Origin of the sequence: Kitasatospora sp. NRRL B-11411 (assembly GCF_000721345.1) — a bacterium.
Lineage (GTDB): Bacteria > Actinomycetota > Actinomycetes > Streptomycetales > Streptomycetaceae > Kitasatospora > Kitasatospora cineracea.
Map to the genome: position 1 here is coordinate 15,958 of NZ_JOGH01000009.1, position 25,465 is coordinate 41,422.

Here is a 25,465-nt window from a genome sequence, read left to right on the forward strand (position 1 = left end):
CCGACGGCAGAGCGGAAACCTGCCGTCGACGCCGCAGAGAGGCCGTAGGGCGGCGTGGTCCGGCCGAACGCTTAGACCCGCTCACCAAGGAGCCGGCCTGCTCCAACCAGACGATACGTATACATCGTATCTTCCAATCAGTTAGTGCATCAGAGCAATGGACGCCTCCGCGCGGTGCAGGCCGAGCCCGTAGGCCATCACGCGGAACACGAGCCCCTCCCAGCGCGCCCGGCGCGGCCACGCCCTGGGCAACGGCGGCGAACCAGCAGCCGACCGAGCCGCGATGCAGGTGCGGCAAGATGCCCCGACGGCGACCTGCCCAACCAGCAGGCCGTCGGTGAGCGCCACGCCCGGCCAGACCGGACCAGCCCGGTGCCCGACCAACAGCCGGTCGATCCGCACCGCCTGTCCATCCGGGGCGAGCAACTCGGCGGACTGGGGCCACCACCGGAACGGTGCACGAAACACTCTGCCGCTACGGCACCTTGACGGTTGAATCGCAGGCCGGACGACCGGGCGCCCCGATTGTGCCGATCTCGTCGATCCACTTCGTTGCGGTCACCGCGAAGACGATCCAGAGCCCGAAGGCGCAGAAGATGCACCCGTAGACGAGGGCTTGGCGCAGAATCTCAGCGCCTGTCGCTCGCGTCACCGCTCCCTTCACGCGGCGGCCCTGCCGCTGGGCACGTCGCCGATGCGCAGCAGTCGTTGGAGTTCGTGCTTGCGGACCCGGTATTCGGCACCCAGTCGCAGCACGTGGCAGGGGTACTGGTCGTTCCGTGCCAGCCTGTAGCCGGTGGTCCGGCTGAGGCTGAGCAAGTCGTTGGCCTCGGAGAGTCGGATGGCCGGCGGCAGGCTGGCCACTCGACGGCGAATTGGCAGGTCAGGCAGGTCCAGCACTCGAAGAAGGTCAGCTGTCACGACGCGGTGTTGATCTCCAACCTTCAGGACAGCGCACGGGTACGCGCCTTCCTGGATCATCCGGTGCCCCGTACTGCGCGTGAGGTCCAGCAACCTGTTGGCGTCCACAAGGAGCAGCGCAGGAGGGAGCTTGGCCAAGGCCTCGTGGGAGAAGCGCTTGGCGCGAACCCCCGATGTCATGTCATCTAAAGCAGCCTTCTCCCATCTGGAGTGTTCCCTGTGGGAGAAACTTCTACCACACTTGCTCACAAAGCAGCACTTCTTCACGTTATGCTGCTTCGCATGACGACAAAGCCAGTACCAACCGCACTTACTCTCCGCGTAGGCGAAGCCCTCCGGGACGCTCGCACTCGTCAGGGCCTGTCCGCGCCCGAGGTCGCCAGGCGCTGTGCCGATCTCGGCGTCCCGATCCCGCCTACGGCGATCAACAAGATCGAGACCGCCGGACGCGGGAGCCTCAAGGTCGAGGAGATCCTTGCGTTCGCCGCAGCGCTGAACGTTCCTGTCGCCTCCCTGCTCGTGCCGCTCGGGGCGGAGCCAACCATTGACCTCCTGCCGAACCTTCGCCTGTCCCCGTGGGAGGCCGTGCAGCTGATCACCGGCGAAGGTCCCTTGGCTGATGAGTCGGAGGGCAGTCCACGCTTCACGCTGGCGATGTTCCGCGAGCACGAGGTCGACGTGCAGACGGCGACAATCTCCACACGCGCTGCCCGCGACTGGCGGGAGCAGGCAGGCAAGTCCTCCGTCGGCTCGGACAGATACGACCAACTAACTCGACAGGCAGCCGAGATGGAGCGCATCGCCCGTGAGGACTGTCGACGTCTGTTGGAGACCCGCCAACGAATGCGTGATAGCGGCCTACACCCGGCGCCACTGCCGGAACATCTCGCATTCATCGCCCAGGAAGAGGAGGTGCCCTAACTGAAGGGCTCCATAACCCGCACGTGCTACTGCCGGGATGCGCGGAGATTGCATGACGGCCCCAGCGTCTTGCTCCGCTGCAGTTGCCCTGAACGGCTTCAGGGCCCGCTGCGAGATGTCGACCTACCGCAAGGAGTGCTGCCGCCAGTGCATGCCCGCGAAATCCCAACAAGATCCGGACTGGCCACCGACCCCTCTCTGAATCTCTTTCGGCCAGTCCAAGGATCACCAACGTGCACCGTCTCTTCGATCAACCCGCGTTCCCTGCGACGCACTCCGCCCGTTCTGGTGAGTGTGCGCCGTGAACGACCTGCAGCAACCCGGAGGCGACACGGGCCAGCCTGCGGTCGTGGACCTGCTCCACAGCGGCTGGTACACGGCGGATGAGCTGGCACCCCTCCTGAAGGTCGATCCGTCGACCCTCCGCCGCTGGCGCACCGCCAAGCCGCCGCAGGGGCCGCCCTTCGTCCGTCTCGCCCACCGAACCGTCGTCTATTCCATTCCTGACACCCAGGCGTGGCTCGAATCTCAGCGAGCAGTTCCCCAGAAACCGGAGGCCGCATAGCTTGGCTGACACTCCCGTGATCGTCCCGATCGCAATCGACCTGACTGACGACATTGAGTTCCGGCCGGACCGGCGCCCCGAATTCCGGTACCGCGCTCGTGTGCGCTGGTGGGATCCCGAGGGTGGCGGACGGAAGTCCCTGTCCAACTCGGTCGCCTCCGAAGACGAGGCGAAGGAGTGGATCGACCGCCTACGCAAGGCGGCCAAGCGCGGAATCGTTCCGTCGCTATCGAATGTGACGCTGGCGGACTACGGGGACCAGAACTGGGACCTGGCCATGCGCGGCCTGGAGCCGAAAACCCTCGATCCCTACCGGGCTGGGTGGAAGCTCCGGGTCGTCCCGACTATGGGACATGTCCCGGTCGTGTCGATCACCAACGGCATCACCGACCGAGCCCTGCACGCCTGGATATCCGACGAGGTCGGGAAGTCCTCCGTCAAGAACACCCTTGCCCCCCTCGTCCGGGTCATGGAGCAGGCCCGCCGCGACGGCCTCATCGACCTCAACCCGTGCCGAATGACCGGCTGGCAGTCCCTGTACAAGCAGTTCGAGGACGAGCTGGACAACCCCCGCGCCCTCGCCCTGCCCGACTGGGACGCCCTCGACACTCTCGCCGAGGCGCTCGTCGCCCGTTCCCACGGCGCCTACCGAGTCTGGGGCGACGTCGTCCGCTTCGCCGCGTGCACCGGCACCCGCATCGGCGAGGTCTCCGGCGTCCGGGTCAAGGACATCAACCGATTCGACTGGACGTGGGACCTCTGCCGGCAGACCACACCAAGTCCCGGCGGACTCGTCGACAAGGGCACGAAGGGAAAGCGCCGCCGGACCGTCCCGATCATCAAAGAGATCCGCGACATGGTGACCTGGCGGCTCTCCGTGGTCGGCAACGACCCGATGGCCCGCCTGTTCACCGGCCCCCGGGGCGGACGGATCAGTACGGCCGTCCTGCGCGATGCCACCCACTGGGACGAAGTCGTCACGAAGCTGGGCTATCACTGGCTGCGCCGCCATGGCCTGCGGCACACCGGCCTCACCTGGCTCGCCGACGCCGGCGTACGCCTGCACGTCCTCCAGCGCATCGCCGGGCACGGGCAGATCACGACGACCCAGCGCTACCTCCACCCCTCGCACGCCGACTACGTCGAGGCCGGCAACAAGCTCAGCATCCACCTCAACGCGGGCCGGGAGGCCGCGCCGAAGGATCCTGAGCCCACCGCTCCCCTCCGCCACCTCTACGTCGTCCGCTGAACGACTGCCGGGGTGTGCACCCACTGGTGGGTGCACACCCCGACCGCCCTATCAGGCGTCCACCTGGCTGGAAGACCCATCAGGCACTCCCGAGTAGGAGTTCGTTCCGGATCAGGTGGGGTAGCCGGTGCGGCTGCGGTGTTACATGCTCAGGAAGGCCGAGGCGAAATGGTCGAGGCGTTCCAGCGCAGTGGTGGCGAACGCCTGTACCAAGGCATCCGGGTGTGCCTTCAGCTTCTCTGCTGCCTCCCGGCGGGGGCGGATCACGGCGTCCAGGTCCGTGAAGACGGCGTTCACTGCCGTCAACCCGTGCAGGATCAGCTCCTCACCGTCAGGGGTCAGCCCAGCGACCAGGAGCTCCGGTACAACCTGTGCCCAGGTGCTGCTCGTCCAGGCAGGATGAACCGACTTCGCCGCTCGGCGGCGTGCGCTCGGCGGTCCTCCGGCCCACTCGACCAGAGCTCGTGACCAGGCGTCGGTGTCCTTGCCGATCGCAGTGAACGTCTCGCACAACACGTCTTCGACCAAGTCGTCGAGGACAGTGGCCGGTGCTGCCGGCCAGCGCTGCTCGAACGCGGCAGTGATCTCGTCACGCACCGCAATGTCGAGCCTCTCAAGGTGCTCCGTCCAAGAAGCCGGCAGGCGGTGGCCTCCGAGGGCACGTTCTGTCAGGATCTGGGCGAATCCTTCGGGAGATCGGCGAGCGATCTGGATCACCCCGTGGCTGATGAGGCCGAGGCCGTCGTCGTTCACGAGGTCGTTGCTGTCGGTGGTAAGCCCTCGCTCCAGCACGGCCATGCAAGCGTTCACCGCTTTGGGGTCCACCGGTGCGTTGGAGTGGAGCACCATCCCGATCGCCTGCAGCACCTCGGGCACTGCCTGATCCGGCCCCCGGGTGCCGAGCAGGGCCAGACGCCCCAGGCGGTCCTCCGCTGATCTCGTGCAGTGCCACGTATGCCGGGCGACCTGTGCGCAGATCGCGGCCGGATCAGCGGCTTCTGTTCCGGTTGCCGCGTCCGCGAGAGCGCGAAGGAGTTGCTCTTCCTGTTCGGGGTGGTCGTCCGCCATCGCGAGTGCAAGCTCCGCGATCCTGGGGTCACCCGCACGTTCGGAAACCCACTGCCAGACCTGCTTCGGGTGCCGGGTCGCCAGGCCGGCCAGCAGCCCAGCATCGCCTGGCAGTGGCCCTCTGGCGATGCGGTCCAGGATGGGATCAGCGCCGGTCGCGTTCTCGCCTACCGCTGCGGCGAAGGCCGGGAGGACCTCGCGCGCCGTACCGAAGCAGGAGGGATCTGCGGCTTCCAGCAGGTCGATGGCCTGAGCAGTGGTCAGCTGACCGGCCAGCGTGATGGCGGTGGACTTCTGGGCTTCGACGTCCTCGGCCCAGGTGGCGGTGAAGGTGTTGGGTGGTTGAACGACGAGGAGGCGCGAGAGCCCCGGGTCGTTGAGTGCCGCCACCGCGACGGGCTCGCCATTGGCTGCTGCTCCTACCAGGTCGGTCCGGCGGGTTCCTGTTCCGAGCGCGGCCTCGGCCGCCCGGCGCCGCACGGACAGCGGAAGGTCCGTCCACCGCGTAGCGATCTTCTTGGCAAACCTCGTGGCAGCCTCCACCAGGATCTGCTCGGCGTGCGCAGGCAGCGGCTGGTGATGATTACCGGGCAGGCCGCGGCCCGCGATCTGGCGCAGTTGCTCGGGCACTGCGACCAGCGTGTTGAGGAGGTTCAGGTGCTCGGGCTGGTGCAGGACCGGTTCGGCGAGCAGCGGTTCGAGTAGGTCGAGGGCTTGGTCGAGCTGGCGCTGGGTCTCTGAAAGGTCAGGAAGCGTAGCGGTCCTGATGGTGAGGGTGTTCGCTTGCTCGGGCGTGGCGTGCCGCACGAGTTCGATCATGACAGTCAGGTAGGGCTGCAGGGCCGCGAGGAGGACACGGGCGACGGACTCGGGGCCCCGCTTGGCCGCATCCGCGAGGTCGAGTCCCAGTGGTGGTTCGTCGGTGCGGTCGCGGACCCAGCGCGAGATCGCGCCGAGGAGGGTGCCTCGGCGGGCCATCAGTGCTTGTCCGTTGTGCCAGCTTTTTGGACCTGCCCAGGTCTGGAATGTACGCAGCAGGGTGTCTGGCTGGTGGCCGCCGAAGACGGGCCGGGCGGCATCCGCCAGCCAGGCGATGTCCAGCACGGATGCCACAGCCGCCGAGGTGGTCTCGGGGTTGATGCGTCCTGCCAGTCGGGCGAACTCCTGACACAGGCGGTCCAGTTCGAACCGGTAGTAGGCGACAGCGTCGGTGTTCCCCCAGAGCTGCTCGGAGGCCGGCACAGGCCACTGTCGGACCAGCCGTTCGGCGAGCTGCGCGAGAAGTGTCGGATCAGCGGGGACTGCCTGGGAGGCGAGGCGGACAACGCTGGTCCAGTGGCCGAGGTGGGCGTCTTCGGGGAGCAGACCGAGGACGAAGGCGGTGATCGCCGAGGCGGCGGCTCGGTTACCGCTGTCGCGGGCGGCTGCGGCCAGTACGCCGATCTGCGGATCGAGCCGACGAGTCGCGGCGTCCAGGGCGTCCGCGTGCTCCTGCGGGGTCATCTCCGGGGTGAGGCCCGAGTGGGCGGCCAGGCAGCGCAGGGCGGCTTGCGGGTCCAGCCGGACCTTGGCCCCCGGGGTGAGGGCGTCGGCCAGGACAACGGCGGCGGCCAGGTCGGGGCGGAAGGTGTACGGCGGCGTGTCCACCAGCCCGGCGTCGGCAAGGTCGTCCAGGAGCCGGTCGAGCCGGTCAGGCTCGGACGGCAAGCCGGAGACCGCTCCGTGGAGAACGGCGATGTCCTGACCTCCGTGGTGCGCGGCCCGGTCGCCGGCTTTGGTCAGCAGCGCGAGAGCGACCGCGACCGTCCGGTGCAAGCCGGGGTCGCCCAGTGGCGCGAGCCTGTTGGCGACCAGCTCCCGCAGCAGGCCGGAGGCGTCGCTCCAGTCGAACTTCCCGTTGGACAGGGCCACTTGGCAGGCGGTGTGAGCGATCAGGGGATTGCCGTCGGCCAGGCCGATGACGGCCGTGCGGAACTCGTCCAGTTGAATGCCGTGGTCCGTGATGATCGTGTCGATCTCCGGACGGTCCAGGCGGCGAAGTACGACCGGGATGCCAGCCTGGTGCTCGGCTCCGGCGGCGTAGAGCGTCCGCTCGCGATGGCCCGGGCGAACGGTGAGGACCAGCCGGACTCGGTCGAACCGATGGTCGGCGAGCATCGCGGCCACCGCCGTCAGGCTTTCGCTGCGATGGGCGTCGTCGATCACGAGGATCGGCGGCGCGTCCAGCCCCACCTCTGTGAACGAGTCAAGCGTAATTGAGGCCCCGGAAGGGACGACCAGGGTTGTGGCGACGGACTGGGCCGTCTCGATTGCGATCCTGGTTTTCCCGGAGCCTCCAGGGCCCTCCACCAGGACAACCCGGCCCTCAGGGGACTCCGGGGTGAGCTGGGCGCGGAGCTGATTCTGGATCTCGGCAGCCCCGCGGAGCTCAGCGGCCATCCCGGGCACCGTGCGAGCGAGCCGATCCAGGTACACCTCCGCGGTGACCAGGACCCCGGGCCGGCGCGGGCGGACTCCCAGCTCGGCCTCGGCTACCCAGCGCAGGTCGTCCGACTCCAGCTCGACGACGAGCTCGCCGAGGTCGACGATCTCCAGGTCCACACCGAAGTCCTTCTTCGCCCGCTCCTTCTGCTTCTTCTTCGAAATCTCGTTCGTCGAGCGGTTCGTCACGAAGATGGCCGGCGCGGTCCGCCCGTGCTGCTTGTGCTTCTTCAACTCGATGTCGAGCTTCTTGATCCACGTGCGCTGCAGGCTGACCCATAGCACCAAGTCGATCTCGTCCTCGAAGAAGGGGCGGCTGTAGCCGTCGAGGCCGGTGTCACCGGTGGCGCTGGTGAGGCGGAGCTTGGGTTCGCGCTTCCGGAGCACCCACAGGGCCACCCTCTCCAGGGCCCGATCGTCCGTGAGCTGTTCCAGCGCCATCTTTGCGGTTTCGTACAGCACCCGTCGCCCCTCCGCCTCGCCGAGACCTGCTCGGGGCCATTCTCCTCCGTCTCGTCCTCGGAGTGGGTAAGGCTCCACCGAGGTGCGCCGGGCGCCGAAGGCCAGCCATGGCGTACCCGGCCCGCCTGACCGCAGAGGGAGTACCCGTGCCAGCCTGCGCTTGTGGGGTATCCACAGCGATGCGCAGCGGCGCCGGTGAACCCGGATGGCGGTTGAAGCACGGTTCCAGCTCGTTGGGGACCTGCGTCGAAATCTGCTTCAGCATCAGGGATAGGGAGCCGACTGGCGATTGATCAGGTGCATTGCTCCGGCAGGTCCGGGATTCGTCGTGGCACGGCTGGGACCGAGGTGAGGGAGTTTCGGCGTGGGCGCTCCGCGCAACCCATTCCTGCGGCTATTCTGGCCGGGAGGGGACACGTGGGTCTTCGGTCGGCTGGTCCCCAGGGGGCGGCCCCTTGAGGGCGCTGGTCCCCAGCTGGTCCCCAGCAAGATCGTTTAGGGGTGTTCGCAGGTGGCCCGTCTTGCTGACGCGGTGTCATGCGAAAGGCCGCTAACCTGGGATTTCTCCCGGCCAACGGCCTTCCGACATCACTGTCGGGACGACAGGATTTGAACCTGCGACCCCTTGACCCCCAGTTATTCATGTCCACTAACGTGCCTATTGGCCACCTACTCGACGGGTCCCGAGTAGGTGGCCAATCACCGTATCATACAACAGAGTTGGCCCTTCTCCTTCATCTGAATGATTCACACGGACTGACGAAGGCTCAGCTATGGCAATGCCAGACATGTCCAATTGCGTCCACATGCGTCCACCGGCGGCCACCAGCGGCCAAAAAAGCTGGTCCCAAAATGGTCCCAGAGACTTCATCACACACAGCGACTGGCCACCAAGTTGCGTCATCAGACTACAGGTGACTCCTGGTCCGCACAGGGCGTTCATCACTCAGCGTAAGAATTCAGCGGATACTCAAGCCACATTTCCTGCTATCGACCTTCACCTCTTCTGTGGTGTGCGCAACATTCACTAGACAAGGCCCCTATTGCGCAGTAGGTTGGCCCGCTCGCTGATCATCGGCCGCTGCGTGAGGGGGATTGTTGCTGCAGGTGTTCCGGGTAACGGATGGGGCAGTTCGTAGGATCGAGGGCGGGGCGGCGGAGCTGGAGCGCCACCTGCAGGTGCTGATCGAGGCCAACATGCCGGAGATGCTCGGGATGCGGTTCCTGGCGCACGAGTACTCGACCGGGCCCATTCATCGTGGGCGAATCGACACCCTGGCTCTGGACGAGGACGGCTCGCCCGTGATCGTGGAGTACAAGCGGACCGGCAGCGCCAGCGTGCTTTCGCAGGGCCTCTTCTACCTCGCCTGGCTGGTGGAGCACCGGGACGAGTTCGAGGCGCTCGTGGCGCAGCGGCTGGGCGAGGATGCCGGCCGCACTGTCGACTGGAGCAACCCGCGGATCGTCTGCGTGGCGGCCGAGTTCACTCGCTACGACACCGTGGCTGCCGGCATGTCGCACCATCGGGTCGATCTCCTGGTGTACCGGCAGTACGCGCAGGACCTCGTGACGCTGGAGTTGGTGGCCTCGGTTGCAGGGGGCTGCGGCACCCGGGCGGCTCGGGTGGGTTCGTCGAACCGCCCGGAGAGCACTGTGCGAAAGGGGGTCCGCCAGTCGCTGGACTCGGCGTCGCCCGAGCTTCAGAGGCTGTTCTCCGAGTTGGAGGAGCGGCTGCTGGACCTTGGTGAGGGCACGTGCGTCGAGCTTCAGCACTACGTGGCGTTCCGCCGCCGCCGGAACTTCGCGTGTGTGCGCGTAACCCGCGAGGCTCTGGTCGTGGTGCTGGCCGTGGACCCCTCGACTGTCCGTCTGGCCCCGGGGTTCACTCGTGACCTGCGCGGTGTTGGTCATCTTGGCACCGGCGATCTGGAGGTGCGGATCGCCTCGGCGGCCGAGTTGGACAGAGCCGAGCCGCTCTTTGCCGCGAGTTTCGCTGCGGCGGCCTGACGGACGAGGGCGGGCCGGACAACTCGTTGTCCGGCCCGCCCTCATGTAGGCAGGTTAGCTCGTGCGGTGCCCGTCAGCGTCGGCGTGCCGGCGTGCGCGTGGTTCCGGTGACCGTCTCTCGGTCGCTGGACAGCGCCGGGGCTGATGCCCGTCGGCTGCTGGCGGCGAGCACGCGGGGCGATGTGCTGGCCTTCGGTGGGTCGTGGAGGACGTAGCCGAAGTCCGCGTGCGCGATGTACAGCGTGTCGGCGACGGTGATGTCCTCCAGCTTCTTCAGGTGAGCCATATAGGCGGGGATCCGGTCGTCCAAGGGGCCTGCTCCGGGCGGAAGTTCGTTGGCCCTGGCGATGACGTGCGCCATCTGGATCTCGACGAAGAGCTGCCAGTCACGGTGGTCGAGGCCGGCCAGCGAGCACGTCTCAGCAGCGACTTTGGCGAGCGCCTTGGCGATCGGGACGGTGCCGGGCTTCCACACGTCCGAGGTCTCCTGCCCGGTGAAGCGCAGTTCCGCGATCTGCAGGCCGGTGTACACCGCGGCGCCCAGCAGCTCACGCAGCTCGTTGTCGTGCAGCCACGAGGTGCGATCCGCGGGGGCGAGAGGGAGGCGGGGTGAGGTGGCCGAGGCGGTGAGGATCGGTACTGCGGTGGCAGCCTGCTGGGCCTGGGTGATGAGGGCCACGAGCCGGTCCGGCTCCTGGTGGTCGAGTTCACGCAGCAGTGGTGGCAGGCGGCCGTCGAGGGCTTGGTGGATCGCCGGGTCTGCGGCATGGGCGATGAGGAACACGGCGTCGGCTTCGACGGCGTGGGCCAGGGCCTGGTCGCCGTGGCTGTGGTGTCCTGCAGCGACGGTGATGGCGTCGGCGAGCGTGCGTCGGCCGACCAGGTGACGTACGTCGTGGAGAAGGTCTCGGACGACAGCGCGCCCATGGGGGTAGATGTCGAGAGGGCGGCCCGACGAGGTGGTGGGGGTCCGAGGCATCGGCTCCTCTGTGCTCAGCGGGTTGGCCGGGGTGCGGTGGTGGGTGGGTTCTGACGGGCGGTGGGGATTTCGGTGAGCGGGCCGTGGCGGGTCGCTGAGCTTCGGGCTGCGCGTGCTCGCGGTGCCGTGTGCGGGGCGGCGTCGGCCCTGCGCGGTTCGGCCTGGGCGCGCACGTATTCGGCTGTCTCGGCGAACCGGCGCCATGCGTAGTCGGTTCGGTCGGCGGCCCAGCTCGATGCTCGGGCGGTCAGGGCGGGGGCGAGCGTTGCGACCTCGTCGGCGGGGGCGGCGCCCCAGGCCAGTAGGGCGCCGTCGCTCGACCACAGGTCGAGGTACCACTCGCTGCCGAGGGGGAACGCCTTGACGTGGCCTTGGTCGGGCTCCTCCTGGTAGTGCCACAGGGTGCGGTGGAGCGGCTGCCAGCCGGGGCCGACGAACTCGGGGGGCCGGTTCTCTTCGTTGGGACGCGCGCCGCGGTCGGCGACGGTGAACAGGTCGTGCAGCGGCCCGTCGTTGAGCGCTGCCTGGACCAGGCCGAGCACTTCGGTGGCCTCCAGCCCTTCTCGGCTGTCGAGGACGCCGACGACGTTGCGCAGGGTGCGCAGGGTGTGGCGGGCATTGCCCGGGTCGATCCACTCCTCGGGTGGGTCCTGGTCCGCCAGGCCGGCCTTGACCCTCACGGCCGCCGACCGGAGGTCTTCCAGTTGTCGGGCTCCGGGGCGTTCGGGCAACTGCGATATTCGGTAGGCGAGTTCGGCGTACGGGCGCATGTGCTGGCGGACGAGGTGGAGGGCGTAGCGGTCGGCGCCCTCGCGGAAGTCGGCGACTGCTGCGGTGCGTACGGCCGCGTCGTGGCCGCGGAGCGAGGTGAGTACGGTCATGTACCGGTCGTGGGTGTCGATCTGTTCGCGCAGGACGCGCTCGTACGCCTCGTTCAGCACGTCCAGGTCGGACAGCTCCGCTGTCTGGTGGTCGCCGTAGCGCTCGGCGCTGGCGCGCAGTTCGGCGACGCGGTCGGCCGCCGCCTTGCCCCAGGGCCCGGTCATGGTGTCCGCCTGCGGGGTACGGGCGTCTGCGTCCGGGACGCCTCGGCGAAGAGGGGACCGTTGGCGGTGACCCCCTTGCCGTCGAGGGGCCGTCGGCGGGCGGCGGCGGCGCGGTCGCCCGCGGAGTCGGCGGGCCGCCACTCCAGGGGGACGATGTCCATGTCCGCCCGGTGTTCCTGCGGGATCTGGCGGGCGAGTCGGGTCACGGGCTCGGTGTTGGTGAGCGCGGCGGCGACGGCGGTCAGCATCGGGCGGGGTACTCGGTCGGCCATCTCGATGTACCAGCCCGGGCCTCCGGGCTGGAGGTCGCCTCCGCTGATCATCCAGTGGGGGTTGGCGCCGTCGGCGAGTGCGGACGCGCTGGTGGCGCGTTCGACCGAGGCCGTCTCGTCGCTGGCGTTCCAGATGATGTAGCCGGGCACGTTGTCCATGAACCAGTCGGCCTCGGCCAGGGGCTCAAGACCGCCGGACAGTGCGGGGTAGCGCAGGTCAGCCGGTGCGGCGGCCTGGGTGGCGGCGAGTGCCTGGTGTATCGCGGCTGTGATCTCGGCGGGAGTCCGCACGTCGGCGGTGATGTGCCAGAGCTGGTCTCCGGATGCCGGGTCGGTGTAGGCCGTGTTCCAGCTCGTGCCAGCTGGCGCGTGGACCGCGGTGGTGCGGATACGGCCGCAGGGGCTGAGGTAGACGTCCCCGGACGCGATCTCAACGCGGCTCCACCCGGCGGCCAGCAGCGGGGCGGCCGGGCTGGTGGCCGTGGTGTGGCCGGGCCCGGCAAGGTAGGCGGGAGCTGCGGAGACCAGTGCCGGGGGCTGGGGCATGCCCGGCGCGAAGAGGTCGCCGACCGAGTCGTAAACTGCGGTGAACCGTCGGCAGATCTCGTCGTAGGCGGGCTGTACGACGTGGTCGGGATGCTCGTCCCAGAACCGCTTGACGGTCTCCTCGCTGGCGCGGCTTGCGATCGGCTCTCCGTGGAACCCTTCCAGGATCCCGGAGGGGTCGTCGGTGGTGGCGATCATGTGGGCAGCGATGGTGCCGGCCGCGGCGTAGAGGTCGTCGTTGGTGAAGCGCAGGTCCGCGATGGGCACGGCCGGCACGTTCCCGCGGGTGAGGTGCTGCCACACCCGTCCGGTGGCGTCGTCGTGCAGGCCGAGCAGGCGATGGCTGTACCGGGCGGCGTCCGCGACGAGGTCGAGGGTGAGCATGGCGGCCAGTTGCTGCTGTTCCGGGGGGAGTTGGCCCCAGGTGGTGGCTGGGCCGGGGCCTGTTTCGGTGCTGGGCAGCGGCTGGTCGGCCAGCTCGTCGAGAACCTCCCCCACGGTAAGGTGTCCGTCCGCGGCGGCCAGCAGCGTGGCCAGCGAGTGGGCTGCGGCGCGGGTGAGGTCCTCGTCGGTGTAGGGCGGTGCCACCGTGACGAGACCGTCCTCGGTCACGGTGTAGCCGAGGTGGGCGAGCAGGTGCTCGTCCATCAAGTCCGCATCGCGCCGCAGCGGGGCCGGGTCGACCAAGGTGCGCACGAAGGCGTTGGTCACCAGCGCGGGCGTGTCCGCGGTGAACAGCGCCTGCCAGTAGGGGTCGCCGGCTTCCTCGGGGCCGACGAGGACGGCCAACGCGCAGTTGCCCATGAGGTCCAGGGGGTCGGCGCCGCGCCGCAGTTCGGCACGTACGAGGTAGTCGGGTGACCAGACGCTCCGGACACCGTGGGGTTCCCCGAGGTCGCGCCAGCCTGCGGCGACAAGCGCGTCGAGGAAGGCGTCGCCGTCGAACGCACCTTCCTGGAGTGCCGGATGCTCCGCGCCCGTCCAGTCGGTCCGGGGCAGCGCAACGTGGAGCGCCTCGGTGACGGCGGCGACCATCTCTTCCGGGGTGTCCTTGGAGAACGCAGCCATCCACTGGGGTGGACCGAGCGGCTCGCGGGCGGCGGTGATCCGCCACCACGCGCCCGGGTCGAGCTGGCCCATCCCGATGCGGAACCGGTGGTCGGGGCTGCTGACGAAGGTCTGGTCGAGTTCGCGGTTGTAGTCGTGCCGCCAGTCGAAGGCGAGGACCGCGCGGGCGACGGGGTTGGTCTCGCTGCCGGTTCCGGCGAGGTAGCGGGGTGAGACGTCGAGGAGGGTGTTCGGCTCAGGCTCGGGGGTGATCGGACGGGTTCCTTTCGGGGTCAGCGGTGGCGCGGGGAGGCGGTCGGACTCGGTGCTGGCGCTGCGGCGTCTCGGGATGTCGCCGACTGCGCGCCGGCTGCTCGACTGGTGCCACGGGATCGGGCGGCGGCGGCCCGGGCTGACGGCGGTGGTTGTGCGAGGTCGTCGATGTGGTGCTGCAGCGGTCCGGCGGCCGACGCGAGATTGCGCTGCGCCGCGGCAAGGGCGGCCTGGAAGCGTTCGGCGGCATCCGCGTGGCCCGGAGTGTGAGTGGGGACGGCGAGGTTCTCGGTACGCGCCAGGACCGGGCCCAGAGAGCGGATCACTGACTGGCGCATCTCCTTGAGCAGTCCGGCCTGCTGGCTGTGTCCGTTCAGCTCCAGTTCCTGGATGTGGCCGTTTGTGCTCACGATCGAGTCGAACAGGAGACTCATGTGGTCCACGGCCAGTTCCTGGTCCCAGTGGGCGAGGTCGAACATCTGCAGGCTCTCCTGCAGTTCGCCTTGGATGTGTTCCAGGTCCTTGGTCGCGAGGTAGATCACGAGGTCAGCGGGGTCTGCGGGGATGTGGTCGTCCGGGTAGGCATGACGCAGCGCGGCGATGTCGGCTTCGCTGTACATGGTTGCGGTTCCTCAACGGTGGTGGGCGAGAGAGTGCGACGGTGCAGTCGGAGAGGCGCTCGGAAAGGGACCGCTGACTACGGCCTTTGCACCAGGTCCGGCTGCTGCGAGGGCCGGGCTTGCCCCGGCTGCCGCGGCTGCGCGCCGGACGGGCGCCGGGGAGAGCGGCTCGACGGTCAGCCTGGCCTTCATTGCCTCGCCGAGGTAGGTGCTGTTGCGCAGCAGCGGCTCCGGGCTGGCGGCGGCGGTGGTGAAGGCCGTCAGGATCCGGACCGGTGTGTTGGCCGTGAACCGGGCGTCCCAACTCGTCTGCGAGTCGGCCGTGTTGCAACTGACGTGGAGGTAGGGGCTGTGCCAGGGGCCGTCCTGGTGCGGCGGGGGTTCGGTGAGGCGAAGGCGCGCGGTGGCGAAGCCGTCGGGTGAGGTGAAGGTGTACCGGCTGGCGGTGACGGTCTCCGACCAGTCCTGCTGGGCGAAGGGGAACAGGACCCGCAGGCCGGAGCCGCCGCGGGTGAACACCCGCTCGTCGTCTTGGGCCAAGGCGGCGGCGACCTCGTCGAGGGCTGCGGCGACCAGTTCCGGCGGGGTCTGCCAGCTGAAGGTGATGTGCCAGTCCGCAAGGCCGCCGGAGTAGGGGTCGCTGCGGGCCATGACCTGCCAGGGGTCGTCGAAGTCGTTGCGGAACCCCAGCCGGATCCGCTCACAGGGCGAGACGAACGGGGTGAAGCACTCGCCGGTGCTGCGGGGCGTGGGATGGGTGTACCAGCCGTACGCCTCCGGGATCGCTTCCAGGACGGTGTCGATGCCGTGCTCGGCACCGGCCAGGTGGCGCGGGGCGACGTGGACCATGTGGTCCTCGTCGTACCAGTTCTGCCCTCGGATGAGGTCGTCGGTGAAGATGCGGGGGGTCAGGGATCGTGCCTTTCGCGGTGGGTCGAGCTGCGTGGCGGCTGGTGCCGGTGCTCGGTCAACGCTCGCGCGGTCGACGTGGCTTGGCCTCGGGCATCGGCACGGGCTGGTCCGCAGGCCCGGCAGCGGCCTCGCGCTGGGGGCGGGTGCGGCGGTCGATGCGGGCGGCGTCGGCGCGTGCTGCACCGGCCGGGTTGGTCTGCGGCAGAGGGGCGTCGGGGTGGCGCGTCCAATCGTAGGCGTGCTCCACACTGGCGAAGTGCCCCAGGCGGAGGGTGAACGTCTCGCTGTCCTTCTCCCGGTGGCCGACGAAGACGGCCACCGGGAGAGCCGGGTCGGGGGCCTCGCTGTCGAGGGCGATCACCCACGTGGTGTACGGCGGGCCAATCGTGAATGCCGAGTCGTGGATGTCGAACCGGGTTCCGGAATGGCGCAGCATGGCCTCGGCTGCCTCGGTCTGGGCGTCGGCCGGCTCGAACTCGCTGGGGCGCACACGTTCTCGCAGCCGATCAGGATCAGCTCCCCGGGAGATGAGCCATGCTTCGGCCAATTCCGGCATGGCTACGTCGCGCACGGTGGCTCGCACCGACCCCGCGCTCTGGTCCAGCTCCAGGTGCACGCCGAGGTAGAACGGCTTGCCCTGTTCTGCCATCTGCTCGTCGTGCGCGAGGTAGAAGTGGTCCGAGCGGCCTGGACGCTGGCCGGGCTGGTCGTAGCTGGCCAGGGTGATGCAGGGGTCGTCCCAGTCGGCAAGGCGGGCGAGGACGCGCTCGGTGTTCTCGTCGGCCGGCGTCAGCTCGTCGAGGTCCAGGTCGGAGACGATGTCGGTGAACGGGGCGTAGTACAGCAAGGTCTCCAGGTCGAGGTGGTGGCGTTCGCCCCAGGGCTGGGGGCTGTGACGCGCGTGAGGGGCAGGCTCCTGGTCGGGGTTGAGCCAGATCGCGGGCAGGTTCAGCGCTTCTTCGTGGCAGCTGCGGCGTCGCGCTGCACGGCGGCCGGAGCCGAGACGACGTTGGCGCTGCCGGGGCCGGCGGCTGATGCGACTGGGCTGGCGGTGCGAGCGGCAGCTGCCCGGGCGGAGGCCGCGGTGTTCGGGCCGGTGAGGTACGGGAGGACTGCGGGGTCGAGGTCTTCCTGGTAGCGCTCGACAGGTGCCGTGGTGATCAGCGAGCGGGTGGCCGCGGCGACCAGGTGCATCGGAGCGTCGCGGGTGAACTTCGCCTCCCAGCGGTCGGCGCCGCCCTTCGGACCGCCCCACATGGTGATCGGCTCGGCGTAGGGGCCGAACTCCTCGTCCTGCCACGCCTCGGGGTACCGCTGGATGGACAGTCCGGCAAGCCCCGCGTGCTCGCCCTTCGGCGTGATGCGGGTGTGCGTGCCAGTGACCTCCTTGTCCCATCCGGCCTGTTCCAGGAGGCGGGCGGCCTCCGCGATGTGGATGCTGCGGCTCTGGGTGAGCTGGTCTGGGAGGTTTTCGAGGGTGTCGGCCAGGGTCTCGAAGAAGGCCGCGACGATCTCCGGCGGGGTGTTCCCGTCGAAGGCGGCGAACCAGGAGGGTTCCTCCATCGGCTCTCGGCTCACCCGGACCTGCCACGGGGACATGTAGTCGCCCATGAACGCGACGTCCACTCGCCCACAAGGGCTGTGGATGAACGTGTTGCCCGCGTCGAGGTCCTGGTGGATGGGCCAGCCCCGCTTCTTGTAGAGGACTTCGAGGGCCTGGTCCGTGTTGAGGCCCGGTCCGGCGAGGTAGCGGGGGGCTACCGGGATCGGCTGGTCGGTCTGCGTGGGGCGCTCCTCGGGTGGGTGTCGAAAGGTCAGCGGGACGGACCGCGATCGGGGCCGTCGCGGTGCGGCCCGGCTGCTGGCGGCCCGGTGGGTGAGGGGGGCGCGTTCAGGGCCCGTGAAGGCTTGGTCCGGGCGGCGTCGGCTCGGACGTCGGGTTTCGGCGTGGACTGGCTGACTGCTTCGGCCAGCATGCGGCGCAGGTCGGACATGGTTTCGGCGGCGAAGGCAAGCTTGTCGCGCAGGCCGTCGGCAGCGCCTTCGGCCCAGGGGCCTTGGGCACGCAGCGCGGTCGCGGTGCGGTCGATGACGCCGTCCTCGCCGACGAGCACGTCGAGGATCCTGGCGGCCTCCGCCAGGTCCGGGGCCCTTCCCAGGTGGAACTCGACGCTGTAGATCTCGCGTTCCAGGTCGGTCTTGGCGTCGGTCGGCATCCGGCCGCCGGTTCGGGCGACGTAGCGGACATCGGCCTGCACGCCGAGGGACTCGTCGAGCGCGACCTGGTACCCGGAGTGGGTGAGCAGCCGTGCGGCCTCGGTGGCCAGGCAGACCTTCTCGAGTTCGTCGTGCCCGTCGGCGAGCTGGTACTGCCTGACCCCTTCGGCGGGCACGCGGGCGAATCCGAGGATGCCCACCAGGAAGTCGAGGTGTTCGTCGCCGCCGGCAATGAACACCTCGTCGGTCTCACTGCGGGTGATGGCGACCACGTTGGGGCCTTGGGTCCGGTTCATCGGCTCCTCCTCGCCGGGTCGGTCGGCGTGTAGGCGAGCGCGGTTCCTGGGACGGCGGCGCCGATAACGGGAACCCCGCCGCCGGAGGTCGCACTGGCGGCCCGGCTGCGGCGTGCCTCGATGTGCACGTGAGCGCGGTTGGCTTCCGAGACCTGTCCGAACTCGCGGTCGGCGGGCAGCGGTTCGACCACCTCGTCCAAGGCCGCGATGATCAGGGCGGTGGGCGTGTGCTGGGTGAACGTGGCGGTCCACCAGTGCTGCTCGCGGTCGCTGCCGCTGGGACCGCCGGACAGCGTGGTGACGGATTCCGCCGGGCCGGGTGCCCACGGGTCGTGCGACGCCGGCGTGATCGCCGCGGTCCCGTCCGCCCGCCTCCACTGGCGTGAGTCGACGGCCTGCTCCCACGGCACGTCCGCGCCTTCCACGGCGTGGCGGACGGCGTCCTCGTAGGAGTGGCCGCCCCACAGCAGGTCTTCGCCGGCCAGCCGCGACGGGGAGTCGAGCGCAGCGGTCAGCCGGTGGGCGACGGCCATCACGATCTCGACGGGTGTCCGGGTGCAGAAGGTCGCCTGCCAGGCGAGTTCGTCCACCGGCGATTGGTAGGAGGCGATGGTCCAGCGGGGATTCTCGGTGGTCTCGTGGTCGAGTTCGATCACGGCGGTGAGGCGCTCGTGCAGTGCGAGGGTGGTCTCGTCGTACGGGCGCCATCGGCTCCAGGTCGGGCAACTCTCGAAGAAGTCCTCCAAGGCGGCCTCCGCGTTGCCCGGTCCGGCCAGGTGCCCGGGGGCGACACGGACGGGGGTGTCGGGGTTCATTCGCGCTCCGTGCAGGGGGAGTTGGCCGGGCCGCCAAGCTCGGCGGCCCGGCCGATGACGGTTTCGGTCAGGGGGAGGGCTCCGTGCCGGCCGTGCCCTCGCGGACCTGCCGGGCGGCTTCCGCCAGGCGCTTCTCGGCCACGCCGGCGTAGTGGTCGGTGACCTCGATGCCGACGAAGCTCCGGCCCTCCAGCAGGGCTGCCACTCCGGTGGAACCGCTGCCCATGCAGAAGTCCAGCACCGTGCCGCCCGGCTTGGCGATCTTGACAAGCTCGCGCATCACCGAGACGGGCTTCTGGGTGATGTGCACCCGGCCCGCGCCCTTGGGCTGGCTGGCCGTGTACAGGCCCGGCAGGTAGACGGGGTTGGCGTCGGCGTCCATCGCCCCCTTGCTGCCCCACAGCACGAACTCGCAGTGCTGGGTGAACCTTCCGCGCTGCGGACGGGCGGCGGGCTTGTACCAGGCCAGCGCGCCGCGCCAGATCCAACCGCCGGCCTGCAGGGCGTCGGCCGTGGAAGCGAGCTGGCGCCAGTCAGTGAAGACCAGCGCGGTGCCGCCGTCGCGGGCGGCGCGGTAGGACTCGGCGAGCAGCTGGCTCAACCAGTACGTGTAGGAGCGTTGGTCCTTGTTCTCGCCGGGGAACGACTCCAGCGTGTGGGCGCTGCCCGCGGTGGTGTACTTCTCACGGGCGGTGCGGGCCGTGCGCTCCTTCGCCGTACGCCCTCCCGAGTTGTAGGGCGGGTCGGTGATGACGCAGTCGACGGACTGCGAGGGGATGTCGGCGAGCCGGAGCAGGGCATCGCCGCGATGGATCTTGTAGCTCAGAGGGTCTCCTGCGCAATGGGGACAGGGTGTCATCGCCCTCGGCCGCCCGGGTGGTCGAGGGCGGCAACGCGAAGAGCGGACCGTACGGGCCTGGGGGCTTTCGCGGGGCGGAAACGGCACGTTAGGCGCTACCCGGCCGGAAACCTAAAAAGCGCCTCGCTTTCGACCGGCCCATGATCTTTTTAGGTTTCCGGCCGATCGGCGTCTACCGTCCTCCACGTCGCACGGGAACCCGGACCGACCCCGCCAGATCCGTTTTAGGTTTCCGGCCGGCCGGCTCCTACTGTGTGACCCCCCGGCAAGACCGGTCCCCTCCGCGCCAGGTGACGGCACCCATGGCCACGGCCGGAGAGGGCCCGAGCCTGCCGGCTCCCCCGCCCCTCGGGCAGGCCGATCCCCTGATTTTTAGGAAACGGCCACGCCGCCCCTACGGTCGAAAAACCACGTCCGCCGAATTCCGTCACGCCACGGAAAGGGCACCGCCATGCCTTTTCTCAGATTACGAGGGCGGCTTGCTGCCGCTCCCGACCCGTCCCGGCCGCCCCTTCGCGGCCGGGACAGCGCCCCCGCTCCCACCTGAAACGGAGACCCCCATCAGCTCCCTGAACCCGTGCCTGCCCCGGCCCCCGACCGACCTCCCGGCCGCCGTCGAAGGCGGTCGGCCGGCCGTCCGATGAGCTGGCAGAAGGCGGCGTGCGGCTGCGCCGCGTTCATCCTGGGCGTTCCCCTCGCGATCGGATTCCCGGCAGTGGCGGTGATGGCGAACGACACCGCCACCAAGGCCAACTGCAACACCGGCGCCCAGCAGGTGGATGCCGCGGCCGTAGCCGCTCAGGTCCAGCAGATCCTGTCCGGCAAGGCCGGGCCGACCGCTCCGGTGTCCGGACTGGACGAGCCGACGACCCAGATCCCGAACGCCAAGGTCATCGTGGCCACCGGCATCGCCATGCAGGTCCCGGCCCGCGGCCAAGTGATAGCCCTGGCAACCGCGTTGCAGGAGTCCGGCCTGCAGAACCTCTCCTACGGCGACCGGGACTCTTTGGGATTGTTCCAGCAGCGTCCGAGCCAGGGCTGGGGCACCCCGGCCCAGTTGCAGGATCCCGTCTACGCCAGCACCGCCTTCTACCAGGCCCTGCTGAAGGTGAACGGGTGGCAGCAGCTACCGCTCACTGAGGCAGCGCAAGCCGTCCAGAGGTCCGGTTACCCGGACGCCTACGCCAAGTGGGAGCCGCTGGCCGGCGCACTCCAGCAGACCATCTCCCAAGTCCTGGGCGGCAGTTCGACCACCCCGGTGCCGTCGCCCTCGCCCGGTTCGCCGCCTCCCGCCCCGACCGGGTGCGGGACGGACGGCTCGGGCATCGACTGGGGGACGATCCCGCCGGGCACCCTGCCCGCCGGGTACGTGATCCCGACCGACGCGCCGCCCGCCGTGCAGTCCGCGATCCGGTACGCGCTCGGGCAGTTGGGCACCCCGTACCAGTGGGGTGGCTCGTGCACCGCGCCGCACGGCCCCGACCCGATGGGGCGCTGCGACTGCTCCAGCCTGATGCAGCAGAGCTACAAGGCCGGCGGCATCACGCTGACCCGCACCACGTACACGCAGGTCACCGAGGGCACCGCCGTCTCGGTCGACGCCCTCAAGCCGGGCGACCTTCTGTTCACCGAACCCGGGCCCGAGGGCCCTGGACACGTCGGCATGTACATCGGGCAGGGCCTGATCGCGCAGGCCCCGCACACAGGGGACGTGGTCAAGATCTCGACCTTGGACTCCTGGCGGTCCGACATCGTCGCCGCCCGCCGCATCGTCCTCTGACGTCAACTGCGGCCTATTTCAGCGCACTTCGCGCTTCTCTTCCCCTTTCGCCTTGCCGCGGCCCGGCCGCGTCCACCCGTCCCCTAGCTCGTGGAGCGTGATTGACCACCTACCTCGCCAACGCCGCCGCCAAGGCCCAGCAGCTGGCGTTCGACCCCGGCATCAAGCCCAGTGAGGGCGGCCTGCCCGGCCTCGACGTGCTCAAGAGCACCGTCGGCTCGATCAACCTGTTCGCCATCGTGGCGGTCGTCGGGGCGCTGTGCGTCTCCGGCATCGTGTGGGCGTGGGGCCACCACACCGGCTCGCACGGCTCGGAGCAGAAGGGCAAGCAGGGCGCCCTTGTGGCGGCGGGCTGCGCGCTTCTCCTCGGCGCCGCGAACGGCATCGTGGCCTTCTTCTCCAACGTGGGGACGAGCGTCCACTGATGCCCTCCTCGCCCCAGCCGTTCAAGCCCGGCGGCCAGTCCCTCATGGTCCGCCGCGTGCTCGCCGGCCTGGTGGCAGTGGTGGCCGTCGCCCTGGTGGCCGGGCTCATCGCCCGGTTCACCAGCGGCGGCCACCGCAGCCAGGCCACCTCCTCCGCCACCAGCACCGCAACCCCCGGCCCCGCGCCCAGCAGCACGTCGCCCACCGCTCCGAACAGCCCTGCGCCCGCGCCGACCGGAACGGCGACCAGCAACCCCGTCGCCCCGCCACCTCACACCAACGACCCGGTCGTCTTCGCGAAGGCGTTCGCGCAGGCCCTGTGGACCTACGACGCCCGCACCGCGTCCCAGTCCCAGCAGCTCGCCGGCCTGCGCACCTGGTTGACCGGCGAGAGCAAGTACGCCGACCCGGCCGCCCTCGCCGGCCAGGTCCCCGACCCCACCCTGTGGGACCGGATGCGCGACAACGGCCAGTTCGCCACCGGGAAGGTCAACGAGGCACACCTGCCGACCGCGTTCAACCAGGCCGTGGCCGCCGACCCCACCAAGCTCACCGTCGCCTACGTGTACGCGGTCACCGTCACCGGCTCCCAGTCCATCACCTGGACCGGCGGCGGCCGGGGCGACGAGCAGAGGGCGATCACCATCGCCGTGCAGTGCCGCCCCGGTCACGACTGCGCGCTCGCGTCGATCGCCCCGACCGTCTATCCCTGACCCGCCCCCCATAAGAAAGGAGGGGGTGCCGCATCGGCTTCTGCGATATCCCTCTCGTCGGCAGCGTCTGCGACGTCACCCCCGGCGGCATCGCCGACTCGATCACCGGCTCCATCGGCAACTGGATCGCGCGTTCCTGCGGCGACCTCGCCCAGAGCGCTGCCAACCTCGCCTCCCAGGCCGTGGACTCCACCACGTCGGTCGACCTCGGAGCCTCATGGTTCCGCGAGAACTACGCGATCATCCTGCCGATCGGCCTCATCGCGATCGTCGCGACCTTCTGCCTGCAACTCGTGCGCGCCGCCTGGAGGCGAGACGGCCAAGCCCTGTCCCAGGCCGTGACCGGCACGATCAGCGGCGTGCTGTTCTCGTTCGTGGCCGTCGCCGGCACCGGCGTCGCCCTGAGCGTGGTGGACGCCCTGTCGAACGGCCTGTTCAAGGTCGCGAACACCAGCACCTCGGACGCCGTGACCCGTCTCATCAAGGTCGGCTTGATCGCCGGCACCTCCCAGCTCGGCTGGGCCGTTCCCGCCCTGGTCGCCCTCGGCTGCGTGGTCGGTGCCGTCATGTACTGGGGAACGATGGTGCTACGGAAGGTCGCCATCCTGGTGCTGGTCACCCTGGCGGTCTTCGCAGGGGCGGGCGGCGGCTGGGAACCGGCGGCCCGCTGGCGGCGCGCCTGGATCGAGGCGACCGCGGCCCTGGTCTTCTCCAAGCTGATCATGACCGTCGTCTTCCTCATCGGCGTCAGTGCCATCGGTAACACCAACAGCACGGACGGCCTCGCGGCCCTGTCGGACATCCTCGCGGGCATCGTCGTGATGGTCCTGGTCCTGCTCTGCCCGATGATGACCTACAAGTTCATCCACTGGGCGAGCGACGGCACCAGCGCAGACCTGCACCGCACCGTGAACGCGGGCATGCAGACCGCTGCGGGCGCCGCCCGCAAGGCCGGCACCATGGCTATGAGCGCGGGCACCGGCGGTGCCGGAGCTGTCGCAACGGCCGCGCCCCAGGGTCCGGCGAAGGTCCCCGGCCAGGGCAGCGCCATCGGCAGCACCCCTTCCCCGGCGAGCACCCCCTCCGCTTCCCCGTCGCAGACCAGCTTCGCCTACCCCGGCACGAGCACCGGCGGTGGCAGCGCGAGTGCCGTCGCCAAGCCGCTGATCACCCGCCGCGCCTCCGGAACCGGGCAACCGCTGATCACCCGCTCCCCCGACAGCCCTGCGGGCGGCGGGGCCGCGCCCGCTTCGGGCGGAGAGAGCACCGGCGGAGCGTCTCCGTCGGCGGCGGCAGCCGCAGCGCCGGGCAGCCCCGGCGCACCGGTACCGGTCGTCCGCGGCGTCCGCCCGGCCGCCCCGCGCGCCTCCTCGCCCTCACCCGCCGGTCCGGCGACCTCAGCCGCGCCGGTCGCAGGCCCCACTCCGGCCCCGGCGGCGGGTCCGCCGTCCACGTCGCCGCCCGCCTGATCCCGCCCCGGCCGGGGCACGACCCCGCCGCCCCGGCCGGGCTCCCACGCCAGGAGTCGCCCCTGTCCACCGAGTTCCTCTCCACCGTGCGGTTCCCGTCCCGCTCCCGCCGCGGCGTCCTGCTCGGCCTGAGCCCTGCCCAGCTGACCGTGGTCGGCCTCGCCGGCGCCCTGCTGCTGGTGACCATGGTCGCCAGCGGCCTGGTCGGCGCCGTCCTCCTGACGCCCGTCTGGGCACTGGCAGCCGCACTCGTCCTCATCCGCTTCCACAGCCGCTCCGTGGCAGATTGGGCCCCCATCGTCATCCGCTACTACCTGCGCCGTGCCAAGGGACAGCTGATCTGGCTCGCCCGCCCCAGCTCCCGGCCCCGTCGCGACGGCCTGCTCCACCTGCCCGGGACCATGGCGAGCCTGCGCGCGGTCACCGCCCCCGGCGGCACCATGGGTGCCGTCCACGACCCCCAGCGCGGCACCCTGGTCGCCGCCGTCCGTGTCACCTCCCGCGCCTTCGCCCTCCTCGACGCTCCCGCACAGTCCGCCAACGTGTCCGGGTGGGGCCGCGCCCTGGCCGCCCTCGCCCGCACCGGCTACATCAGCGCGGTCCAGGTCGTCGAGCGCACCGTGCCCGACTCGGGCGACGCGCTGCAGCGCTACTGGGCCGAGCACGGCGACCCGGACGCACCGATCGCCGGAGCGGTCTACCAGGAACTGCTCGCCGCCGCCGGACCGACCGCGGCCCCGCACGAGGCGTACATCGCCATCGCCCTCGACCTCAAGGCCGCGCGCCGCCTGATCGGCGAGGCCGGCGGCGGACTGGCGGGAGCCTTCACCGTCCTCTCCCAGCTCACCCCCGGCTTCGAACAGTCCCTGCGCAACGCGGGCCTCACCCCGTCCGGCTGGCTCACCGGCCGAGAGTTCGCCGCCGTGATCCGCAGCGCCTACGACCCCAAGGCCCTTGCCCCGATGGACCAGTGGTCCGACACCGGCCGCGCCGAAGCCGACCCGGTTGCCGCCGGACCGGTCGTCCTGGTCGAGGAGAGCGAGCGCATCACCAGCGACACCGCCTGCCACGCCGTCTACTGGATCGAGCAGTGGCCGCGCAGCGAAGTGAGCCACGGTTTCCTCCACGGTCTGGTCTTCTCCGCCGGCGTGCGCCGCACCCTGTCCCTGCACTACGGCCCCGAGGACCTCGACGCCGCGCTCAAGGCCGTGCAGCGGCGCAAGGCGTCGATCGTCGCCGACGCGGCAGAGCGCGTCCGCAAGGGCCAGGTGGACAGTGAGGCGGACTCCATGGAGTACGCCGATGCCAAGGAGCACGAGCGCGAGCTGATCTCCGGCCACGCCGATGTCGACTTCACCGGCTTCGTGGTCGTCAGCGCCGACACCCCCGAGGACCTGCGCCGCCAGTGCGCCACCATCGAGACCGCCGCCGCCAGCACCAGCCTGGACCTGCGCCTCCTGAAGTTCGAGCAGAGCGAGGCTTTCTCCCGCGCCGCCCTCCCGCTCGCCCGCCTGTGACGGGA

At 69.9% G+C, this 25,465-nt stretch carries 22 protein-coding genes; 10 read left to right on the forward strand and 12 right to left on the reverse strand.

The window, feature by feature from the left end:
- Window positions 1–455: 455 nt before the first annotated feature.
- Complete coding sequence (locus IH44_RS46245) at window positions 456–608, forward strand: hypothetical protein (protein WP_157852128.1); 153 nt, start codon at window positions 456–458, stop codon at window positions 606–608.
- A gap of 52 nt (window positions 609–660) precedes the next feature.
- Here the strand turns inward: IH44_RS46245 and IH44_RS0106400 are convergent, their stop codons facing one another.
- A complete protein-coding gene (locus IH44_RS0106400) occupies window positions 661–900 on the reverse strand; it encodes a hypothetical protein (protein ID WP_063759560.1) in 240 nt (79 codons plus the stop codon).
- Between the two features lie 303 nt (window positions 901–1,203).
- Between IH44_RS0106400 and IH44_RS0106405 the strand changes: the two genes are divergently transcribed.
- The 3 genes from IH44_RS0106405 to xerC all read left to right on the forward strand — a co-directional run bounded on the left by IH44_RS0106405 (window position 1,204) and on the right by xerC (window position 3,656).
- Window positions 1,204–1,842 (forward strand): helix-turn-helix domain-containing protein, encoded by a 639-nt coding sequence (locus tag IH44_RS0106405; protein WP_157852130.1) that lies wholly within the window; start codon window positions 1,204–1,206, stop codon window positions 1,840–1,842.
- Window positions 1,843–2,143: 301 nt separating this feature from the next.
- A complete protein-coding gene (locus IH44_RS0106410; protein ID WP_232794839.1) occupies window positions 2,144–2,407 on the forward strand; it encodes an AlpA family transcriptional regulator in 264 nt (87 codons plus the stop codon).
- 16 nt (window positions 2,408–2,423) lie between these two features.
- Complete coding sequence (gene xerC / locus IH44_RS0106415) at window positions 2,424–3,656, forward strand: tyrosine recombinase XerC (protein WP_198544952.1); 1,233 nt, start codon at window positions 2,424–2,426, stop codon at window positions 3,654–3,656.
- 141 nt (window positions 3,657–3,797) lie between these two features.
- Here the strand turns inward: xerC and IH44_RS0106420 are convergent, their stop codons facing one another.
- Window positions 3,798–7,667 carry a hypothetical protein gene (locus IH44_RS0106420; RefSeq protein ID WP_030458429.1) on the reverse strand — a complete coding sequence of 1,290 codons (3,870 nt, stop codon included), beginning with the start codon at window positions 7,665–7,667 and terminating at the stop codon, window positions 3,798–3,800.
- A gap of 1,107 nt (window positions 7,668–8,774) precedes the next feature.
- Here IH44_RS0106420 and IH44_RS0106425 point away from each other — a divergent pair.
- Window positions 8,775–9,674: a DUF5655 domain-containing protein gene (locus IH44_RS0106425; RefSeq protein WP_232794849.1), complete on the forward strand. Its 900-nt coding sequence runs from the start codon at window positions 8,775–8,777 to the stop codon at window positions 9,672–9,674.
- A 73-nt stretch (window positions 9,675–9,747) separates the two neighbouring features.
- Here IH44_RS0106425 and IH44_RS0106430 read toward each other — a convergent pair whose 3' ends face one another.
- From IH44_RS0106430 to IH44_RS0106475, 10 genes are all read right to left on the reverse strand, one after another.
- Window positions 9,748–10,653 (reverse strand): hypothetical protein, encoded by a 906-nt coding sequence (locus IH44_RS0106430; protein WP_030458431.1) that lies wholly within the window; start codon window positions 10,651–10,653, stop codon window positions 9,748–9,750.
- 14 nt (window positions 10,654–10,667) lie between these two features.
- A complete protein-coding gene (locus IH44_RS0106435; RefSeq protein ID WP_030458432.1) occupies window positions 10,668–11,699 on the reverse strand; it encodes a hypothetical protein in 1,032 nt (343 codons plus the stop codon).
- On the reverse strand, window positions 11,696–13,957 hold the full coding sequence (locus IH44_RS0106440; protein WP_369794909.1) for a DUF317 domain-containing protein: 2,262 nt from the start codon (window positions 13,955–13,957) through the stop codon (window positions 11,696–11,698). Before IH44_RS0106440 ends, IH44_RS0106435 begins: the two co-directional genes overlap by 4 nt.
- Window positions 13,858–14,457, reverse strand: a complete 600-nt coding sequence (locus IH44_RS0106445; protein WP_030458434.1) for a hypothetical protein — start codon at window positions 14,455–14,457, stop codon at window positions 13,858–13,860. The genes IH44_RS0106440 and IH44_RS0106445 overlap by 100 nt, the downstream gene beginning before the upstream one ends.
- 12 nt (window positions 14,458–14,469) lie before the next feature.
- Window positions 14,470–15,306 carry a DUF317 domain-containing protein gene (locus IH44_RS0106450; protein WP_030458435.1) on the reverse strand — a complete coding sequence of 279 codons (837 nt, stop codon included), beginning with the start codon at window positions 15,304–15,306 and terminating at the stop codon, window positions 14,470–14,472.
- 118 nt (window positions 15,307–15,424) lie between these two features.
- The gene (locus tag IH44_RS0106455; protein ID WP_030458436.1) at window positions 15,425–16,216 is read right to left on the reverse strand and encodes a hypothetical protein; all 792 of its coding nucleotides are present in this window, start codon (window positions 16,214–16,216) and stop codon (window positions 15,425–15,427) included.
- A 101-nt stretch (window positions 16,217–16,317) separates the two neighbouring features.
- The gene (locus tag IH44_RS0106460; protein WP_369794910.1) at window positions 16,318–17,187 is read right to left on the reverse strand and encodes a DUF317 domain-containing protein; all 870 of its coding nucleotides are present in this window, start codon (window positions 17,185–17,187) and stop codon (window positions 16,318–16,320) included.
- Window positions 17,184–17,882 carry a hypothetical protein gene (locus IH44_RS0106465; RefSeq protein WP_030458438.1) on the reverse strand — a complete coding sequence of 233 codons (699 nt, stop codon included), beginning with the start codon at window positions 17,880–17,882 and terminating at the stop codon, window positions 17,184–17,186. Before IH44_RS0106465 ends, IH44_RS0106460 begins: the two co-directional genes overlap by 4 nt.
- Window positions 17,879–18,697: a DUF317 domain-containing protein gene (locus IH44_RS0106470; protein WP_030458439.1), complete on the reverse strand. Its 819-nt coding sequence runs from the start codon at window positions 18,695–18,697 to the stop codon at window positions 17,879–17,881. The genes IH44_RS0106465 and IH44_RS0106470 overlap by 4 nt, the downstream gene beginning before the upstream one ends.
- A gap of 67 nt (window positions 18,698–18,764) precedes the next feature.
- A complete protein-coding gene (locus IH44_RS0106475; protein WP_369794906.1) occupies window positions 18,765–19,556 on the reverse strand; it encodes a site-specific DNA-methyltransferase in 792 nt (263 codons plus the stop codon).
- 640 nt (window positions 19,557–20,196) lie between these two features.
- Between IH44_RS0106475 and IH44_RS0106480 the strand changes: the two genes are divergently transcribed.
- The 5 genes from IH44_RS0106480 to IH44_RS0106500 all read left to right on the forward strand — a co-directional run bounded on the left by IH44_RS0106480 (window position 20,197) and on the right by IH44_RS0106500 (window position 25,460).
- Window positions 20,197–21,336, forward strand: a complete 1,140-nt coding sequence (locus tag IH44_RS0106480) for a C40 family peptidase (protein WP_051816608.1) — start codon at window positions 20,197–20,199, stop codon at window positions 21,334–21,336.
- 101 nt (window positions 21,337–21,437) lie between these two features.
- On the forward strand, window positions 21,438–21,761 hold the full coding sequence (locus tag IH44_RS0106485) for a DUF6112 family protein (RefSeq protein WP_035954155.1): 324 nt from the start codon (window positions 21,438–21,440) through the stop codon (window positions 21,759–21,761).
- Entirely contained in the window at window positions 21,761–22,474 is a 714-nt protein-coding gene (locus IH44_RS0106490; RefSeq protein ID WP_081966750.1) for a hypothetical protein, read from the forward strand. The genes IH44_RS0106485 and IH44_RS0106490 overlap by 1 nt, the downstream gene beginning before the upstream one ends.
- Before the next feature lie 32 nt (window positions 22,475–22,506).
- Window positions 22,507–23,943 (forward strand): hypothetical protein, encoded by a 1,437-nt coding sequence (locus IH44_RS0106495; protein WP_051816609.1) that lies wholly within the window; start codon window positions 22,507–22,509, stop codon window positions 23,941–23,943.
- Between the two features lie 86 nt (window positions 23,944–24,029).
- A complete protein-coding gene (locus IH44_RS0106500) occupies window positions 24,030–25,460 on the forward strand; it encodes an SCO6880 family protein (protein ID WP_369794907.1) in 1,431 nt (476 codons plus the stop codon).
- Window positions 25,461–25,465: the final 5 nt, after the last annotated feature.

What these genes read in the sequence shown, in the direction of transcription:
- IH44_RS0106430 (WP_030458431.1), bottom strand. Translation starts at nt 10,653, where the DNA reads ATGCCTCGGACCCCCACCACCTCGTCGGGCCGCCCTCTCGACATCTAC.
- IH44_RS0106470 (WP_030458439.1), bottom strand. Translation starts at nt 18,697, where the DNA reads ATGAACCCCGACACCCCCGTCCGTGTCGCCCCCGGGCACCTGGCCGGA.
- IH44_RS0106435 (WP_030458432.1), bottom strand. Translation starts at nt 11,699, where the DNA reads ATGACCGGGCCCTGGGGCAAGGCGGCGGCCGACCGCGTCGCCGAACTG.
- IH44_RS0106445 (WP_030458434.1), bottom strand. Translation starts at nt 14,457, where the DNA reads ATGTACAGCGAAGCCGACATCGCCGCGCTGCGTCATGCCTACCCGGAC.
- IH44_RS0106465 (WP_030458438.1), bottom strand. Translation starts at nt 17,882, where the DNA reads ATGAACCGGACCCAAGGCCCCAACGTGGTCGCCATCACCCGCAGTGAG.
- IH44_RS0106475 (WP_369794906.1), bottom strand. Translation starts at nt 19,556, where the DNA reads ATGACACCCTGTCCCCATTGCGCAGGAGACCCTCTGAGCTACAAGATC.
- IH44_RS0106480 (WP_051816608.1), top strand. Translation starts at nt 20,197, where the DNA reads ATGAGCTGGCAGAAGGCGGCGTGCGGCTGCGCCGCGTTCATCCTGGGC.
- IH44_RS0106490 (WP_081966750.1), top strand. Translation starts at nt 21,761, where the DNA reads ATGCCCTCCTCGCCCCAGCCGTTCAAGCCCGGCGGCCAGTCCCTCATG.
- IH44_RS0106450 (WP_030458435.1), bottom strand. Translation starts at nt 15,306, where the DNA reads ATGGTCCACGTCGCCCCGCGCCACCTGGCCGGTGCCGAGCACGGCATC.
- IH44_RS0106405 (WP_157852130.1), top strand. Translation starts at nt 1,204, where the DNA reads ATGACGACAAAGCCAGTACCAACCGCACTTACTCTCCGCGTAGGCGAA.